Genomic DNA, 16291 nt, shown 5'->3' on the forward strand with positions numbered 1-16291 from the left:
CGACACCTCCGGGTGTCTTCTTCGGAGCGTGCCTCGGCCGACTGGACCGGCTCACAAGTCTGCCACAGCGCCGCGGGGCGCCGAGAATCGAGACGACCGGGCCAGTGGTAGCACGGAGGGCGGAGACGTACGCAGCAACCCCCGCCCCCGTGCAAGGATTCCCCCGTGACCGACACCGACTGGCCACCGCACACCTACATGACGCGCCCCTACCGGCAGCGGATCCCGCGCGGGCCGCGCGCGGACCGGCTGCTCCGCGAGGTCACCGTGGCGCTGCCACCCCACATCGCCGACCTCGACCTGGTGCTGGAGCGTCCGGTGGCGGCGATGACGACCGCCAGCGCCGGGGCGCTGCGACACCTCGACCTGGTCCACGGCCGGACGATGGACGGGCTCAACCACCTGCAGCTGCGCACCGAGGCGATCGACTCCTCCAAGATCGAGCACGTCGAGGCCAGCCTGGCCGACTACGGGCGAGCCCTGCTCGGTATCGGCGCCAACTCCTCGGCGACCTCGATGGCGTCGGCGACCCAGGCCATGCAGCGTCTGATCAGCGAGGCCGACACCACCCGCAAGATCACCTCCGACGCGATCCTGCGCGCACACCGGGACCTGTTCGAGCGGCACCCCGACGAGGCCGCCAACGCCGGCCGGTTCCGCGTCGTGCAGAACTGGGTCGGCGGTTCCGACTACGCACCGCGCGACACCCTGCACGTGCCACCGCCACCGGAGACGGTCGTCGACTACATCGAGGACCTGGTCTCCTTCGCGAACCGCGACGACCTCTCCCCCATCGCCCAGGCTGCGATCGTGCACGCCCAGTTCGAGTCGATCCATCCCTTCATCGACGGCAACGGCCGGATCGGGCGGGCACTCATCCACGCCGTGCTGCGGCGACGCCGTGCCTCCCGCCACCTGGCCGTCCCGATCGCCTCCGCACTCGTCGCCCACCGCGACCGCTACTTCTCCGCCCTCAACGACTACCGAGCCGGCACGGTGGCCACGATCATCGCCATGCTCGCCGCCTCGACGACCATCGCCACGACGGAGTCGTGGAAGACCGCCGAGACCCTGGAGAGCATCCGGGCAGACTGGGGCGAGGCGGCCGGCGGCCCGCGGCCGGGGTCTGCTGCGTACCGTCTTCTCGACCTGCTCACCGAGGAGCCCATCCTCAACGCCGAGCTCGTCACCGAGCAGCTGGGGATCGAGGACGCCGTCGGGACGATCGAGGGTCTGGAGAAGGTCGGCATCCTCACCCGCGCCAAGCGCACCCGCCGCTCCCCCGTCTGGATCGCGCCGGCGGTGCTGGCCGAGGTGGAGGACCTCAGCGCCCGCATCCAGCACCAGGCGCGGCAGCTGCCGTACGGGCCGCGCTGAGGGCCGGATGTTCACCGAGCTACCTCGGTGAACATCCCGCGCGTACGCCACGAGGCCCGCCCCGGCGAACCGGGACGGGCCTCGTCGAACCTGATGAGGTCAGCCGACCTCTTGGTAACCGGGCTCGTGGATGGCGAGGTCGATACCGGCGACCTCGTCCTCCTCCTTGGCGCGGAAGCCGATGGTCTTCTCGATCGCCAGGCCGACGACGTACGCGACGATGAACGCGAAGGCGATCACGGCGACCGAGGAGCCGACCTGCTTGATGAGCTGGTCGAAGCCACCGCCGAAGAAGAGGCCGGTGCCGCCGACCTGGGCGAAGAAGCCGAGGTAGGCACAGCCGATGAAACCGGCGACCAGGTGGATGCCGACGACGTCGAGGGTGTCGTCGAAGCCGAGCTTCCACTTCAGCTCGACGGCGAGGCAGCACACGACGCCGACGAGCAGGCCGAGGACGATCGCCCAGATCGGGGCGATGTGGGCACAGGCCGGGGTGATCGCGACCAGACCGGCGACGACACCGGAGGCGGCGCCGACGGCGGTGGACTTACCGTCCTTGAACTTCTCCACGATGATCCAGCCGATCAGACCCGCGGCCGGGGCGATCAGGGTGTTGAGGAAGATCAGGGTGGTCTGGCCCTGGGTGGTGCCCGGGACACCGGTGTTGAAGCCGAACCAGCCGAACCAGAGGATCGCGGTACCGATCAGGACCAGCGGTACGTTGTGAGCAGCCGTCTCCTCCTTGGAGAAGCCGACCTTGCGCTGACCGAGCACGAGCGCCAGGGCGAGCGCGGCCGCACCGGCGGCCTGGTGGACGATCGTGCCGCCGGCCCAGTCGAGGGCGCCCCACTTGCCGATCCAGCCGATGTAGTCACCGTCGGCGTTGAGGGCCCACACCCAGGCCTGGCCCGGGAAGTAGACGACGGTCGCCCAGATGCCCGCGAAGAGCAGCCACGGCCAGAACTTGGCCCGGTCGGCGATCGAACCCGAGATCAGCGCGACGGTGATGATGGCGAAGGAGCCACCGAAGGCGAGGCCGCCGAAGAAGTTCGTCGAGTCCTCGACCGCCGTGCCGTCGTCGAACTCCTTGACCAGGTCGCCGAAGGCGCCGGTCAGACCGAAGTCCTGGAACGGGTTGCCGAAGAAGTTGGTGAAGCCGGACTCGGAGATGGTTCCGATGCCGCTGAAGCCGTAGAGCACCCACAGCAGGGTGATCAGGCCGAGCGAGCCGAAGCTCAGCATCATCATCGAGACGACACTCTTGGACTTCACGAGGCCGCCGTAGAAGAAGGCGAGGCCTGGGGTCATGAAGATCACGAGCGCCGTGCACAGCAGCTGCCATGCAAGATCGGTAGTCATTCGTACCTCATATGGTCGGGGTTCGGATCGCGTGAGCCGAGCACACGTTTCGCCGGATCTTGTCGAGCCCCCGTTTCGGTAACAAACTCTTTATGTTACAGACGCGTAACAGACTTCCGATGTGGGTGACTTGTTATCTAACCGCTCGCCTCGGTTTGGTGAGGATCACAGCACCGGTCGGCGCATCGAGGTCACGACGCAGCCGGAAACCGGCCTTCTTGTACATCTTCTGGTTCCGCTCGCTCTTGGCCCCGGTGAAGAGCTGGTGGGTCCTGGCGTCGGCCGGGGCCACCGCCTGGATGTGGTCCAGCAGCTGGCGACCGAGTCCGCGTCCGCGCATGTCCGGGGCGGTCATCAGCCGCCCGATCTCCCAGACGTCGCCCTCGAGCCGGCCACGGACCGAGCCGACCAGCCGCCCGGCGGAGCGGACGACGTAGACGTCGTGGGTCTCCAGCGCGCGCACCGTGTCCTCGAGCGACTCGTGCAGCGGCGGGATCACGACGCCGGGGTTGTCGTGCATCTCCTGCACCCAGCAGGCGAGCTGCAGCGTGTGCAGCTCCGGGGCGTCGGCGCGGACGGCGGGCACGATCTCCCACTCCGTGGCCGCCTGGGACGCGTGGAGCAGGTCGGGGCGGCGTACGGCGGTTCGTTCCACGGCCTGCTGGTGGCGCCACTCGGCGATGCGCTTGTGGTCGCCGCTGAGCAGCACCTTCGGGACCTCGAGGTCGCGCCAGGAGGCGGGCTTCGTGTAGACCGGGTACTCCAGCAGGCCGTCCTCGTGGGACTCCTCCACGAGCGACTCGGCGTTGCCCATGAAGCCGGGAAGCAGGCGTACGACGGCCTCGGTGATCGCCATCGCGGCAACCTCTCCCCCGTTGAGCACGTAGTCGCCCAGGGAGATCTCCCGGACCTCGGCGCGGGTGGCGGCGTGGTCGAGGACGCGCTGGTCGATGCCCTCGTAGCGACCGAGCAGGAAGACCAGCCTCTCCCGGGTCGACAGGTCTCGAGCCACGGCCTGGGTGAACGGCTCGCCGCTCGGGGTCGTGACGATGACGGTCGCGCCGTCGATCGCCAGCTCGTCGAAGGCCTCGCCGAACGGCTCCGGCTTCATCACCATCCCGGCACCACCACCGTAGGGGGTGTCGTCGACCGTGCGGTGCTTGTCGTGGGTCCAGTCACGTACGTCGTGGACGTGCATCTCCAGCAGCCCGGACTCGATCGCCTTGCCCGGCAGGCTCAGCCGCAGCGGCGCCAGGTAGTCGGGGAAGATCGTGAGGTAGTCGAGCCTCACTTCGCCTCGTCCTCGTCCTCGGGGAACGGCGTCACGAGGCCGGGCCGGTCGGCGATGACGACCTTCTTCTCGGTGAGGTCGACGACCGGCACCAGCGCCTTCACGAACGGCACCAGCGCGTCGCGCCGGTCAGGGGTACGGATCGTCAGCAGGTCCTGCGCGCCACCGTGGACCAGCGCCTTGACGGTGCCGAGCTCGCGGCCTTCCTCGTCGAAGGCGGTCAGGCCGATGAGCTGGTGGTCGTAGTACTCGTCGGGGTCCTCCGGCGTCTCCTCGGCCGGGACGTCGGCGAAGAGCAGCGTCCCGCGAGCGGCCTCGGCCTCGTTGCGGTCGGTGATCTCCTCGAAGGCGACCTGAAGCACCTGCCCGTGCCAGCGGGCGCCCTCCACGGTCAGCCGCTTCGCGGCGTACGCCGATCCCTTGGGCGGCTGCGTCCGCAGCACCGTCCCCTCGGCGAACCGCCTGTCGGGCTCGTCGGTGCGCACCTCGACGGTCACGAACCCGCGGATCCCGTGCGGCTTGCCGATCCGTCCGACCAGCACCTCGATCAACTCCACGAGGTGAGCCTAGAGGGTGGCGTACGTCGGGCTGAACTCCTCGGGGCGGGCGGCCCGGCCTGCTGTAACACGCTGTTCGTAGCACTATCCGGTCGTTCACATAGGGCGAGTAGTACTACGAACGACGTGTTACCCGGAGCCGGCCGCCGAAATGAGCAACGGGCGCCACCCCCGAAGGAGTGACGCCCGTTGTGAGTTGGTGCAGCCGGTGCTCAGCGACCGCCGTCGACGTCGACGAAGTCGATCCGCGCGCCGCCCTTGCCGGCCAGCGCGGAGATGACCGTGCGGAACGCGGTGGCGGTGCGGCCACCGCGGCCGATCACCTTGCCGAGGTCGTCGGGGTGGACCCGGACCTCGAGAACGGAGCCGCGACGAAGCTGCTTGTCGCGCACGCTCACCTCGTCCGGGTTGTCGACGACTCCTCGGACGAGGTGCTCGAGAGCTTCGGCGAGCATGCTGCTCAGGCCTCGGCCTCGGCGGCCTGGGCCTCGTCAGTCGACGCAGCCTCGGCCTTGGGCTCCTCGGCCGGAGCCTCCTCAGCCTTGGGCTCCTCAGCCTTCTTGGCGGCCTTCTTGGTGACGGCCTCGGAGCCGGCGGAGGCGTGCGCCTCGGCGAGAGCCTTGTTGAAGAGCTCCAGCTTGTCGGGCTTCGGGGCGGCGTGACGCAGGGTGCCCTCGGCGCCCGGGAGGCCCTTGAACTTCTGCCAGTCGCCGGTCACCTTGAGGATCGCCTCGAGAGCCGGGGTCGGCTGGGCGCCGACGCCGAGCCAGTACTGGGCGCGCTCGGAGTCGACCTGGATGAAGCTCGGCTCCTCCTTGGGACGGTAGAGACCGATCTCCTCGATGACAGCGCCGTCGCGCTTCTTGCGCGAGTCGACGATGACGATGCGGTACTGCGGAACCCGGATCTTGCCCAGGCGCTTCAAGCGGATCTTGACAGCCACTGTTGGTGGTATTCCTTCGGAATCGAATATGGGTGAAGAGGCCCGTGTCGGTGTGGGGACACCCGTCAGGCAACTTCGGCGGGCACTGAGCGCCGGGTGAGAGGGTCCCTGCGCACAGGACACGCGCTCCAGTTTGCCAGACCTGCAGGTCGGGAAGAAATTCCCGTACGCAGCGCGCAACCGCCCCACCCGGCGGGGCGTCTCACCAGTCATGACGATCACCGCACCCGCTCCCAGCCCGGCCGAGCACGACGTGCTCGCGATCGCTGCCCGGCGTACGCCGCTGAGCAAGCGCCACCCCTCGCTGCTTCCCCTCGCTCGCTTCGTCCACCGCGAACGGCGCCACCTCGACTGGCTGCTCTCCTCCACCACCTGGGCGACCACCCGCTCGCAGGAGAACCTCCCGGTGCGCGTCAAGCAGCACGGTTCGCTCCTGCTGCGCCAGCTCGGCGAGGCCGAGATGTGGCTGCAGCACAACAAGATCACCAATCTGCGGCTCGCGGCCGCAGAGACGGACGGGGTCGTGGTCCGGCCCGGCGAGACCTTCAGCTTCAACAAGGTGGTCGGCGACTGCACCGCCCGCAAGGGCTACGTCGAGGGCATGCGCCTGTCCAACGGCGAGGCGACCCCGGGCATCGGCGGCGGGATCTGTCAGCTGGCCAACCTGCTGCACTGGATGTTCCTGCACTCCCCGCTCACCATCGTGGAACGCTCGGAGCACAGCTTCGACCCGTTCCCCGACAACGGTCGGGTGCTCCCCTGGGGCGTCGGCTGCTCGATCGTCTACCCCTACCTCGACCTGGTCGTACGCAACGACACCCCGCACACCTTCCAGCTGCGCACCTGGGTCGGCGAGAAGCACCTGCGCGGCGAGCTCCGCGCCGACACCCCGACCGGCGTCTCCTATCACGTGGACGCCCGCGGCGAGGAGTTCCTCCGCGTCCCCTCCGGCGAGGTCTACCGTCGCAACGAGATCTGGCGCACCCTGATCGACACCCGCACCGGGACCGCGTACGCCGAGGAGTGCGTCAAGCGCAACTGCGCCCTGGTGAAGTACCTCCCCGAGGAGCACCGGATCCGCGACGTCGCTCAGGAGTAGATGGTCCCCCGCAGCACGACGGCGGCCGGGCGGGCCAGGACGGTGAGGTCCTCGAGGGGGTCGGCGTCGTAGACGACGAAGTCGGCGGGATCGCCCTCGGCGAGGCCGGGGTTGTGGCCGAGCCACTCCCGCGCGCGCCAGGAGGCGGCGCCGAGGACGACGTCGGCGGGAAGGCCGAGGCGGTGCATCGCGAGCACCTCCGTCGGGAGTACGCCGTGCAGCTGGTCGCCCGCGCCGTCGGAGCCCGCGTAGAGAGCGACCCCCGCCTCGTAGGCGCTCATGATCGTCTCGCGGCGGCGCGCGTAGAGGTCCTCCATGGTGGCGGCGTACGTCGGGAACTTGGGCGCCGCGGCCGCGGCCAGGTCGGGGAAGATCTCCAGCTGGGCGACGGTGGGGACCAGTGCGGTGCCCTGCTCGGCCATCGCCTCGACGAGGTCCGGGGTCAGCCCGGTGCCGTGCTCGATGCAGTCGATCCCGGCCTCGATCAGGCCCGGCAGGACCTCGCGGCCGAAGCAGTGCGCCGTGACCCGGGCGTCGTTGTCGTGGGCCACCTTGATCGCCTCGGCGAACGACTCTGCCGGGAAGGAAGGCTTGAGGTCTCCCTCGGCGCGGTCGATCCAGTCGCCGACGAGCTTGACCCAGCCGTCGCCGGAGCGGGCCTGCCGCTCGACGGCCTCGGCCAGACCGTCGGGCTCGACCTCGTCGGCGTAGTTGCGCATGTAGCGCTTCGTACGGCCGATGTGGCGGCCGGCGCGGATCAGCCGCGGCAGGTCGTCGCGCGACTGCACCCAGCGGGTGTCGGCGGCGCTCCCGGCGTCGCGGAGGAGCAGGGCACCGGCGTCGCGGTCGGCGATCGCCTGGGCCTCGGCGGTCTCCTGGTCCACGGCGCCGTCGCGCCCCAGCCCGATGTGGCAGTGGGCATCGACGAGCCCGGGGACGATCCAGCCGGACGCACCGGTCTCCGCCCCCGACGGCCGCTCGTAGGTGATGCGGCCGTCGAGAACGTAGAGGTCCCGCACCTCTCCATCGGGAAGGACCGGGCCGGAGAAGCGCAGAGCAGTCATGTGACGCAGGTTACTAGCCCGGCGGGGCGGTCACTTCCTCGCCGCGGACACGTCCACCCCGGCCGCCTCGAGGATCGGGATGTGCTGGGCGAGCGGGATCACCTGGCCGGTGACGACGTTGCTCTCGTCCCACCCGATGGAGGTCGGTACGCCGACGAGCTCGCCGTCGTCGTTGACCGCGGCGCCACCGGAGTTGCCGCTGGAGATCCGGGCGGTGACGTCGAAGACGGCCCGCTCCTCCCCCTCGAAGGAGAGGATGGTCGCCACGTTGCCCTCGGCGACGGTCGGCGGCTGGAAGAGCACGCCGGCCTTGTCGGCGAAGCTCTCCTTCGGCAGCATCGGGAAGCCGATCGTGGCGATGAAGTCGCCGCGGTCGACCGCGTCGGAGTTGCCGAGCGAGATCGTCGGCAGGTCCAGCGAGGACGGGTTCACCTGGTTGCCCTCGCCGTCGGCGACGATCTGCACGACCGCGCTGTCGACCTCACCGTCGGACTCGATGACCTTGGCGACGTAGTCGGGCTCGCCGACCTTGTAGCCCTCGGCCGGGTCGGTCAGGTGGATGTTGACGAACTCGGGCGAGACCTCGCCCTTCGCGGCGTACTCCGGGATCTTCGCCGGGTCGGCGACGTGGGCGTTGGTGAGGATCTTGCCGTCCTCGGTGACGATCGAGCCGGAGCCCATCGCGATGGTGTCCTCGGTCGGCGCGTAGGTGATCCAGACGGCGGCCCGCTGGGCGCTGTTGAGCTCGTCCTTGGTGAGGCCGTTGTCCTGGGCGGCCGAATCACCGCCGGGCACCACGAACATCGCGACGACGAGGCCGATGACCACGATCGCGGCCGCGGCGCCGATCCCGCCCCACAGCAGCAGCTTGTTGCGGCGCCTGGCGGCGGCACGGGCGACCTCCACCTCGGCCGCGTAGATCGGGATGACCTTGAGGATCTCGCCGGCCACCGGGTGGCCGAGACGGATCTCGGTCTCCTCGTCGATCTCCTCCCGCGCCAGCGGCTTGCCCTTGAGGAAGGAGCCGGTCTGGGAGGCGTTCTCGAAGGTCCAGCCGCCAGGCTTGGCGACCAGCCGGGCGTGCTGGCGCGAGACGCCCTGGTCCTCCAGCACGACCGAGTTGTCGGCCGCGCGGCCGATGGTCACCGTGACCGGATGGCGGAAGCGGTGCTCCTTGCCCTCGGCCACCAGCAGCAGGTCGGGACCGGTCGGCGGGGTCGGCGGCTGCCCCGGAGCGCCCGGCCGTGCCATCCCTGGGGCGATCGTCATCTCCGAGATCCCGTCGTCCGCCGACGGAGCCGGAGGCGGCGGCGGGCGGTAGCCGGGAGCTGCGGGGGTCGCTGCAGGCACCCCCGCGGGCGGGGCCACGGTCGCGCCCGGACCGGCGAAGCCGGCCGGCGGAGGCGGAGGAGCCGGGGCCTGGGCACGCGGCGCCCCTGCCGCCACCGGGGCGTCGTCGAGCGTGACGGTGATCGTCGAGCCCGGACCCGCCGGGCCCAGCTGGATCTCGGTCGCCCCGGTCAACGGCACCTCGGTGACGCGGCTGCCGGAGACGTACGTCCCGCCGGCGGAGCCCACGTCGACCAGCTTCCACCCGGTGGGGTCCGGGCGGAGCTCGGCATGAGCACGCGAGACCGAGGAGGACGAGAGCACCACGTCGGCATCAATCGAGCGACCTATTCGGACGATCTTGTCGGGCGGGAAGCTGAGCGCACGTCCCGATACGTCCACGCGAAGCGTCTGCATGCACGAATCATGCACCGAAACGGCCCGATCCAAGCGTCGCGAATCGAAGATTCGCACAACTCGGACCGGGCCAGTTCTCCTATCGGTGGGTCCTCAGGCCGTGGCCGTAGGCGAACAGCGGGTCGTAGTCCGAGTCGCCGATGTTGATCGGCTCCTGGTCGACCGAGCGCGGCCACGTCACCGGGAGCTTCCCGGTGAAGGGACGCTTGCCGAAGAGCACATCGGCGACGCCCTTGCCCTCACTGCCCGGCAGCCAGGAGGCCACCAGCGCATCGATCTGGCCGAGCAGCTCGGGCGGGATGATCATCGGACGCCCGGAGATCACCAGCACCGTGCAGGTCGCCGCGGCCGCGCAGACCGTCTCGATCGCCGCGGTGTCGGCGTCGCTGAGGTGCATCGTCAGCGCCGGCCGCTGCACGCCGTTCTCGCCCGGGTCGTAGCCCCAGCGCGGGCCACCGACGTCACCGAAGCCCTCGGCGTACGGGTGCTCGCCGACGACCACGACACCGTGCGCCCCGGCGGGGACCGGTGCGGAGGCGTCGGGCGAGTGGGTCACCTCGCCGTGGGCCGCGGCCTCGATGCCGTCGAGGACAGTGTCGCCGGGGATCTGGTGGGTCGAGTTGCCCTGCCAGGTGATCGTCCAGCCACCGGCCTGGTCGCCGATGCTGTCGGCCTTGCTGCCCGCGACGTAGACGTCGTCGCCGCCGGCGAGCGGGAGCGTGTGGTGCCCGTTCTTCAGCAGGACCTGCGACTTCGCCACCGCCTCGCGCGCGACGCGACGGTGGGCGGCGCTGCCGATCTCGTCGATGTTGCGCCGGTCGGTGAACGGCTTCTCGAAGAGGCCGAGGTCGAACTTCGCGGTCAGGATGCGGGAGACCGCATCGTCGATGCGGGCCATCGGGACGGCACCGTCCTCGACCGCCGCGGTCAGCGTCTCGATGAACTGCGGGTAGCCGACCGTGTCACCGGAGAACGGCTCCATGAACAGGTCGACACCGGCGTTGACCGAGATCGCCACCTGCTCGGCGTACGTCCCCGGGATCTGGTGGATCGCCCGCCAGTCGGAGATCACCAGGCCGTCGAAGCCCTGCTTCTCCTTCAGCCAGCCGGTGATGAGCTCCTCGTGGGCGTGCATCTTGACCGGGTTGCCGAGGCCGTCCTCGGTCCAGTCGACGCTGGAGAAGGAGGGCATCACGGAGCCGACGTCGTGCTTCTTGATCGCGGTGACGTACGGCGAGAGCGCGAGCTTCGCGAACTCGGCACGCGAGGCCTGGGTGATGCCCTGGTCGATGGTGTAGTCGCCCTCGCCGGTGCCGAAGGTCGTGAACCCGTCGCCGGCGAAGTGCTTGGCGGTCGCCAGGACCCGGTCCGGGTCGTCGAGCTCCCCCTTGTCGCCCTGGAAACCCTCGATCATCTGGGACATCTTGGCGGCGAGCTTGGGGTCCTCCCCGAAGGACTCGTACGTCCTCCCCCACCGGTCGTCGCGAGCGACGCAGATGCACGGGGCGAAGGTCCACTGCGGCCCGGAGGCGCGGGTCTCCTCGGCGGTGATGTGGCCGATCCGCTCGGCGAGCTTCGGGTCGCGGGTCGCGCCGAGGCCGATGTTGTGCGGGAAGACGGTCGCGCCGTTGAGGTTGCCGTGGCCGTGGACCGAGTCCACGCCGTAGAGCAGCGGGATCCCCAGCCGGGTCGAGAGCGCCTGCTCCTGGAAGGCGTCGATCGTGTCGGCCCAGGCCTCCGGGGTGTTCTCGGCCGGGGTCGAACCGCCGCCGGAGAGTACGCTGCCGAGCCCGAGCTCGGCGATCTGAGCCGGGTCGGCGGCGACGTCCGCGCGCTCGGCCTGGGCCATCTGGCCGACCTTCTCGGCCAGCGTCATCCGGGCGAGCAGGTCGGCGACGCGGGTCTTGGTGGGCAGTCGTGGGTTCTTGTAGGGCAGCGCGTGGCCGGCGCGGGTGGCCGCGCTGCTCGCGGTGGGAGTGGCAGAAGCCGCGGTGGACGCGGGAGTGACGAGGAGCGTGGCGCAGAGCAGGCCGGCGAGAGCCGAGGCTCCACCGATCGCGCCGCGCTGTCTGTGTGATCGCACGGGACAGGCCTCCTGAGAGTGATCTGCCGGCGCCTCGGCGGTGAGGCGCCAGGGCTCGTGAGAGCGCTCCCAGCGTGACGGCGATCACATCAGCGGTCAATGGCTACGCGTGCGTAACCCCGCGAGTTCCTCAGATCTGGTCAAGCAACCAGGACGGTCCCAGCGCCGTGGCACCGCCACAGCGCGCCTGCAGCATCCGGTCGGCGCTCACCAGCGTCACCCGGTCACCCTTCTCCAGCGCCTCGCGGACGACCCCGACGATCGCGGCGTCACCGTCCTTCGGCGCGTGCACGGTCTGCACGTGGGCGTCCCGCCCCGGACGTACGCCGCCCTTGGCCTGTCCCTCCAGGACCAGGACGATCCGGTCGTGCGGAAGGTCTGCGACCAGCAGGGCCTCGTGCAACCGGCGCGCGGCGCCGGCGCGGTCCTTCCACCAGCCGTCGGGGCGGGCGCCGACGACGTTGGCCCCGTCGACGACCAGGACCGTGGCCACTACTTCAGGAACTTGGAGAAGTCCGCGGGCAGGTTGAGGTCGGCGGCTGCCTTCTCGTAGTCGATCTCCTCGCCGCCGGGCACTCCGAACGGGTTGGCGGCGGCCGGCTTCTTCTCGGCCTCGGCCTTGGCCTGCTGGGCGGCCTTGGCCGGGTTGCCGGACTTGCGCGCGCCCTTGCCCTTCTTCTTCTGCGCGACCTGCTTGGCGCCGGCGCGCTTGCCGAAGCCGGCACCGGGCGCGCCGGGCATCCCGGGCATGCCGCCGCCGGAGGCGAGCTGCTTCATCATCTTCGACGCCTCGGTGAAGCGCTGGATGAGCTGGTTGACGTCGGAGACCTGGCGGCCGGAGCCCTTCGCGATGCGGGCGCGGCGGGAGCCGTCGAGGATCTTCGGGTTGGCGCGCTCGGCCGGGGTCATCGACTGGATGATCGCCTTGATCCGGTCGATCTCACGGTCGTCGAAGTTGTCGAGCTGCTCGCGGAACTGGCCCATCCCCGGCAGCATGCCCATCAGCTTCGACATCGAGCCGAGCTTCTGGAGCTGCTGCATCTGCTTGAGGAAGTCCTCGAGCGTGAACTCGCCGCTCGCGATCTTGGCCGCGTCCTGCTGGGCCTGCGCCTGGTCGAAGGTCTTCTCGGCCTGCTCGATCAGGGTGAGCATGTCGCCCATGTCGAGGATGCGGCCGGCCATCCGGTCGGGGTGGAACAGGTCGAAGTCGGTCATCTTCTCGCCGTTGGAGGCGAACATGACCGGCTTGCCGGTGATCTGGACGATGGAGAGCGCGGCACCACCGCGGGCGTCACCGTCGAGCTTGGTGAGGACCACACCGTCGTAGCCGACGCCGTCGAGGAAGGCCTGCGCGGTGTTGACCGCGTCCTGACCGATCATGGCGTCGACGACGAAGAGGACCTCGTCGGGGTTGACCGCCGCCTTGATGTCGGCGGCCTGCTTCATCAGCTCCTCGTCGATGCCGAGGCGGCCGGCGGTGTCGACGATGACCACGTCGTGGAGCTTGCGCTTGGCCTCCTCGACGGCGTCGCGGGCCACGTCGACCGGGTTGCCGACACCGTTGCCGGGCTGGGGCGCGTAGACCGGGACGCCGACGCGCTCACCGTTGACCTGGAGCTGGTTGACCGCGTTGGGCCGCTGCAGGTCGGCGGCCACCAGCAGCGGGGCCTTGCCCTGCTCCTTCAGCCACAGCGCGAGCTTCGCGGCCAGGGTGGTCTTACCGGCACCCTGCAGACCCGCGAGCATGATGACGGTCGGGCCGGTCTTGGCGTAGCGGAGCCGGCGGGTCTCGCCACCCAGGATCGTGACCAGCTCGTCGTTGACGATCTTGACGATCTGCTGGGCGGGGTTCAGCGCCTGGCTGACCTCCTCGCCGCGTGCCCGCTCCTTGACCCGGGCGACGAACTCGCGCACCACCGGCAGCGCGACGTCGGCCTCGAGCAGCGCGATGCGGATCTCGCGAGCGGTGGCGTCGATGTCGGCATCGGTGAGGCGGCCCTTGCCCCGGATGTTCTTGAACGTCGTGGCGAGCCGGTCGGAGAGCGTGGCGAACAAAGCGGTCCTTCAGCAGAGTGGTTGTCCTGCCAAGACTAACGAACAGATGTGCGCGGTACGGCATCCGGCGGCAGGGAGAGGAACGGGTCAGTACTCGAGGGCCGCGCGCACCGCATGCGCCGCCTCGGCCGCCCGCTGCTCGGCCAGAGCGCCGGCGTGGGCCTCCTGCAGGTAGAACACGTCGACGGCCTGCGGGCCGAGGGTGGAGATGTGAGCGGAGCGGACGGCGATCTCCATCCGCGCGAGCGCGGCGGCGACGGTGTAGACGACCCCGGGGCGATCGATCGTGCGCACCTCGAGGACGGTGGCCTTGCTGGACGCCTCGGGGCGTACGACGACCGACGGCTCGCTCCCCCGCGCGGCCGCGCTCGGCGCCAGCCGGGCGGCCGGGTCGAGCCGGCCCTCGGTGATGGCCGAGAAGCGGGTACGCAGCACCGCGGCGTCGACGTAGGAGTCGTCGAGGTCCCACACACTCACCCCGAAGCCTGCCTGCTGCCAGGCGCGACACGCCCTGACGGGCAGCCGGGCGACCGCGAAGGTGGCGGCCAGGTCGGCGAGCAGCCCGAGCCGGTCGGGCGCGATCACCCAGACCCGGGCACCGTCGGCGAGCGGCTCGGCGCGGAAGGAGGCCGCCCCGGCACGTACGCTCTCGGGGATCTCGACGGCGGCCTGGGGCCGCTCCCCTGCGGCGATGCCGGTGTCGAGCACGCGCGCGGCCCGGCGGGAGAGGTCGAGGATGAGCCGGGCCCGCCAGCTGGTCCAGGCCTGGGCGCTGGTCGCCCGCGCGTCGGCCTCGGTAAGGGCGGTGAGCAGCGCGAGCGCCTCCGCGTCGCCCATCGTGTCGACCACGAGGTCGACGGTCGCCGGGTCGTCCGGGTCGCGGGTGGTCGCGGTCGTGGAGAGCAGCAGGTGCCAGCGCACCAGCAGCGAGATCAGCTCGACCTCCTCGTCCGGGAAGCCCATCCGGGTGGCGATCCGGCGGGCGATCGGCTCCCCCGCGACGCTGTGCTCGGTCAGCGAGCCCTTGCCGATGTCGTGGAGCAGCGCCGCGACGAGCAGCACGTCCGGCCGGGCCACGCGCGGCAGCAGCGCGACCGCCTCGATGCAGGCCTCGATGGTGTGCCGGTCGACGGTGAAGCGGTGGATGATCGAGGCGTGCGGGAGCAGCCGGATCCGCTCCCACTCGGGCAGGATCCGGGCGACCGCGCCGGTCTCCTCGAGCGTCTCCCAGACCGCGAGAAGGCCACGCCCGGCCCCCACCAGCCGCAGGAAGAGACGACGTGCCTCCTCCGGCCACGGCTCGGGCAGCGCCGGGGTGTCGCGGGCCAGCCGGGCGGCGGTCGGCGGCGCCAGCGCCACCCCGTGCTCGGCGGCGAGCGCCGAGGCGCGCAGCAGCATCAGCGGGTCCCGCGACGGGCGGGCGCCCGGCACCAGCACCACCTCGCCGGAGGCGAGCGCCAGCCCGCCTCCCAGCGGCGAGAGCCGGGGACGGCGCGGCGCTCCGGGACGCGACCGCTCGAGCACCCCGTCCACCCGCCGCCAGGCCAGGCGGGAGAGGTGGGTGATGCGGCGGCCGATGGTGCGTACGTGGGCCTGCGCGGTGCGTGCGTCGGCCAGCTCGAGACGCTCGGCGAGCTGGTCCCACATCTCCGGCACGACCCGGTCGGTGGCCCGGCCGGCGATCTCCTGCACGAAATCACGCACGTCGAGCAGGGCCCGGCGCGACTTCTCCAGGTCGACCGCGGGCACGTCGACCAGCCAGGTCGCCACGATCGCCTTGATCACCACCGCGTCCCGCAGCCCGCCGTACATCTCCTTCAGGTCGGGCACCGAGGCGTGCGCGAGCTCACCGGCGCGCCGGTGTCGCTCCACGCTCATCGTCCTCAGCTCGGGCAACAGGGACCGGGCGTGCTTGCGCCAGTGCGCCAGCATCGTCGTACGCAGCCGCAGCACCAGCCCGCGGTCGCCGGCGAGGTGCCGGATGTCGAGCAGTCCGAGGGCGACGCGGAGGTCGCCGGTCGAGGCGGAGAGCATCTCGGAGAAGGAGCGCACCGAGTGGTCGAGCTTGGGCGCGGCGTCCCAGAGCGGATACCAGACCTGCTCGGCCACCGGCCCGGGCGGGACGGCGTCGTCGTGCACCAGGACGAGGTCCCAGTCGGAGAAGGGCGCGAGCTCCCCGCGCCCGTATCCCCCGACCGCGACCAGGGCGACCCCGACCTCGGGGCCGCCGGCCGCGGCGTACGCCTTGGCGCACTGCTCGTCGGCCTCGGCTGTGCGCGCCGCCCGGCCCTCAGCGGTCACGCCGCTCGCTGCCGCTCACTCATGCGCCAGCCCCGTCCATGAGTCAGATGGCGGCGTCGTCGCGGTCGCCGGTGCGCACGCGCACGATGGTCTCCAGCGGGGAGACCCAGACCTTGCCGTCGCCGATGCGCTCGGTCTTCGCCGAGGTCTCGATGGCGCTGACCACCGACTCGACCTCCTCGTCGGGAACGGCGATCTCGATGCGGATCTTCGGCACCAGGGCGACGTCGTACTCAGCGCCGCGGTAGACCTCGGTGTGGCCCTTCTGCCGGCCGTAGCCGGAGACCTCCGAGACGGTCATGCCGGTGACACCGACAGCTTCCAGGGCGACGCGAACGTCCTCCCACTTGTGGGGTTTGATCACTGCGGTGACGAGCTTCATTTCTCTCCTCCGGTGGGATTCGATGGACCGACAC

General features: G+C 70.7%; 14 protein-coding genes. 2 read left to right on the top strand and 12 right to left on the bottom strand.

Annotated features, from left to right (window positions below):
• The first annotated feature begins 165 nt into the window (after window positions 1–165).
• On the top strand, window positions 166–1377 hold the full coding sequence (locus HD557_RS17505; protein WP_196874791.1) for a Fic family protein: 1212 nt from the start codon (window positions 166–168) through the stop codon (window positions 1375–1377).
• Between the two features lie 99 nt (window positions 1378–1476).
• Here the strand turns inward: HD557_RS17505 and HD557_RS17510 are convergent, their stop codons facing one another.
• The 5 genes from HD557_RS17510 to rpsP form a co-directional block, all read right to left on the bottom strand.
• Window positions 1477–2736 carry an ammonium transporter gene (locus HD557_RS17510; RefSeq protein WP_008363324.1) on the bottom strand — a complete coding sequence of 420 codons (1260 nt, stop codon included), beginning with the start codon at window positions 2734–2736 and terminating at the stop codon, window positions 1477–1479.
• Window positions 2737–2869: 133 nt separating this feature from the next.
• Window positions 2870–4027 carry a tRNA (guanosine(37)-N1)-methyltransferase TrmD gene (gene trmD / locus HD557_RS29045; RefSeq protein ID WP_196874792.1) on the bottom strand — a complete coding sequence of 386 codons (1158 nt, stop codon included), beginning with the start codon at window positions 4025–4027 and terminating at the stop codon, window positions 2870–2872.
• A complete protein-coding gene (gene rimM / locus HD557_RS17520) occupies window positions 4024–4584 on the bottom strand; it encodes a ribosome maturation factor RimM (protein ID WP_196874793.1) in 561 nt (186 codons plus the stop codon). Before rimM ends, trmD begins: the two co-directional genes overlap by 4 nt.
• Window positions 4585–4796: 212 nt before the next feature.
• Entirely contained in the window at window positions 4797–5039 is a 243-nt protein-coding gene (locus tag HD557_RS17525) for an RNA-binding protein (RefSeq protein WP_008363327.1), read from the bottom strand.
• A gap of 5 nt (window positions 5040–5044) precedes the next feature.
• Window positions 5045–5527, bottom strand: a complete 483-nt coding sequence (rpsP, locus tag HD557_RS17530; protein ID WP_196874794.1) for a 30S ribosomal protein S16 — start codon at window positions 5525–5527, stop codon at window positions 5045–5047.
• A 211-nt stretch (window positions 5528–5738) separates the two neighbouring features.
• Here rpsP and HD557_RS17535 point away from each other — a divergent pair, with 211 nt between their 5' ends.
• Window positions 5739–6626: a VanW family protein gene (locus HD557_RS17535; RefSeq protein ID WP_196874795.1), complete on the top strand. Its 888-nt coding sequence runs from the start codon at window positions 5739–5741 to the stop codon at window positions 6624–6626.
• On the opposite strand, the gene HD557_RS17540 is transcribed toward HD557_RS17535, so the two are convergent.
• The 7 genes from HD557_RS17540 to HD557_RS17570 all read right to left on the bottom strand — a co-directional run bounded on the left by HD557_RS17540 (window position 6617) and on the right by HD557_RS17570 (window position 16257).
• Window positions 6617–7690: an amidohydrolase family protein gene (locus HD557_RS17540; RefSeq protein ID WP_196874796.1), complete on the bottom strand. Its 1074-nt coding sequence runs from the start codon at window positions 7688–7690 to the stop codon at window positions 6617–6619. The genes HD557_RS17535 and HD557_RS17540 overlap by 10 nt on opposite strands.
• Window positions 7691–7720: 30 nt before the next feature.
• Window positions 7721–9436 (bottom strand): FHA domain-containing protein, encoded by a 1716-nt coding sequence (locus HD557_RS17545; RefSeq protein WP_196874797.1) that lies wholly within the window; start codon window positions 9434–9436, stop codon window positions 7721–7723.
• 79 nt (window positions 9437–9515) lie between these two features.
• On the bottom strand, window positions 9516–11519 hold the full coding sequence (locus HD557_RS17550) for a glycoside hydrolase family 3 protein (protein WP_196874798.1): 2004 nt from the start codon (window positions 11517–11519) through the stop codon (window positions 9516–9518).
• Window positions 11520–11649: 130 nt separating this feature from the next.
• On the bottom strand, window positions 11650–12012 hold the full coding sequence (locus HD557_RS17555; protein ID WP_196874799.1) for a hypothetical protein: 363 nt from the start codon (window positions 12010–12012) through the stop codon (window positions 11650–11652).
• Window positions 12012–13574, bottom strand: coding sequence for a signal recognition particle protein (gene ffh / locus HD557_RS17560; protein ID WP_008363336.1), 1563 nt, complete (start codon window positions 13572–13574; stop codon window positions 12012–12014). Before ffh ends, HD557_RS17555 begins: the two co-directional genes overlap by 1 nt.
• Before the next feature lie 87 nt (window positions 13575–13661).
• The gene (locus HD557_RS17565) at window positions 13662–15875 is read right to left on the bottom strand and encodes a [protein-PII] uridylyltransferase (protein WP_196874800.1); all 2214 of its coding nucleotides are present in this window, start codon (window positions 15873–15875) and stop codon (window positions 13662–13664) included.
• A gap of 43 nt (window positions 15876–15918) precedes the next feature.
• A complete protein-coding gene (locus HD557_RS17570) occupies window positions 15919–16257 on the bottom strand; it encodes a P-II family nitrogen regulator (RefSeq protein WP_008363338.1) in 339 nt (112 codons plus the stop codon).
• Window positions 16258–16291 lie beyond the last annotated feature (34 nt).

The organism is Nocardioides luteus (genome assembly GCF_015752315.1).
GTDB lineage: Bacteria > Actinomycetota > Actinomycetes > Propionibacteriales > Nocardioidaceae > Nocardioides.

What these genes read in the sequence shown, in the direction of transcription:
- HD557_RS17535 (WP_196874795.1), top strand. Translation starts at nt 5,739, where the DNA reads ATGACGATCACCGCACCCGCTCCCAGCCCGGCCGAGCACGACGTGCTC.
- HD557_RS17540 (WP_196874796.1), bottom strand. Translation starts at nt 7,690, where the DNA reads ATGACTGCTCTGCGCTTCTCCGGCCCGGTCCTTCCCGATGGAGAGGTG.
- HD557_RS17545 (WP_196874797.1), bottom strand. Translation starts at nt 9,436, where the DNA reads ATGCAGACGCTTCGCGTGGACGTATCGGGACGTGCGCTCAGCTTCCCG.
- HD557_RS17525 (WP_008363327.1), bottom strand. Translation starts at nt 5,039, where the DNA reads ATGCTCGCCGAAGCTCTCGAGCACCTCGTCCGAGGAGTCGTCGACAAC.
- HD557_RS17510 (WP_008363324.1), bottom strand. Translation starts at nt 2,736, where the DNA reads ATGACTACCGATCTTGCATGGCAGCTGCTGTGCACGGCGCTCGTGATC.
- HD557_RS17570 (WP_008363338.1), bottom strand. Translation starts at nt 16,257, where the DNA reads ATGAAGCTCGTCACCGCAGTGATCAAACCCCACAAGTGGGAGGACGTT.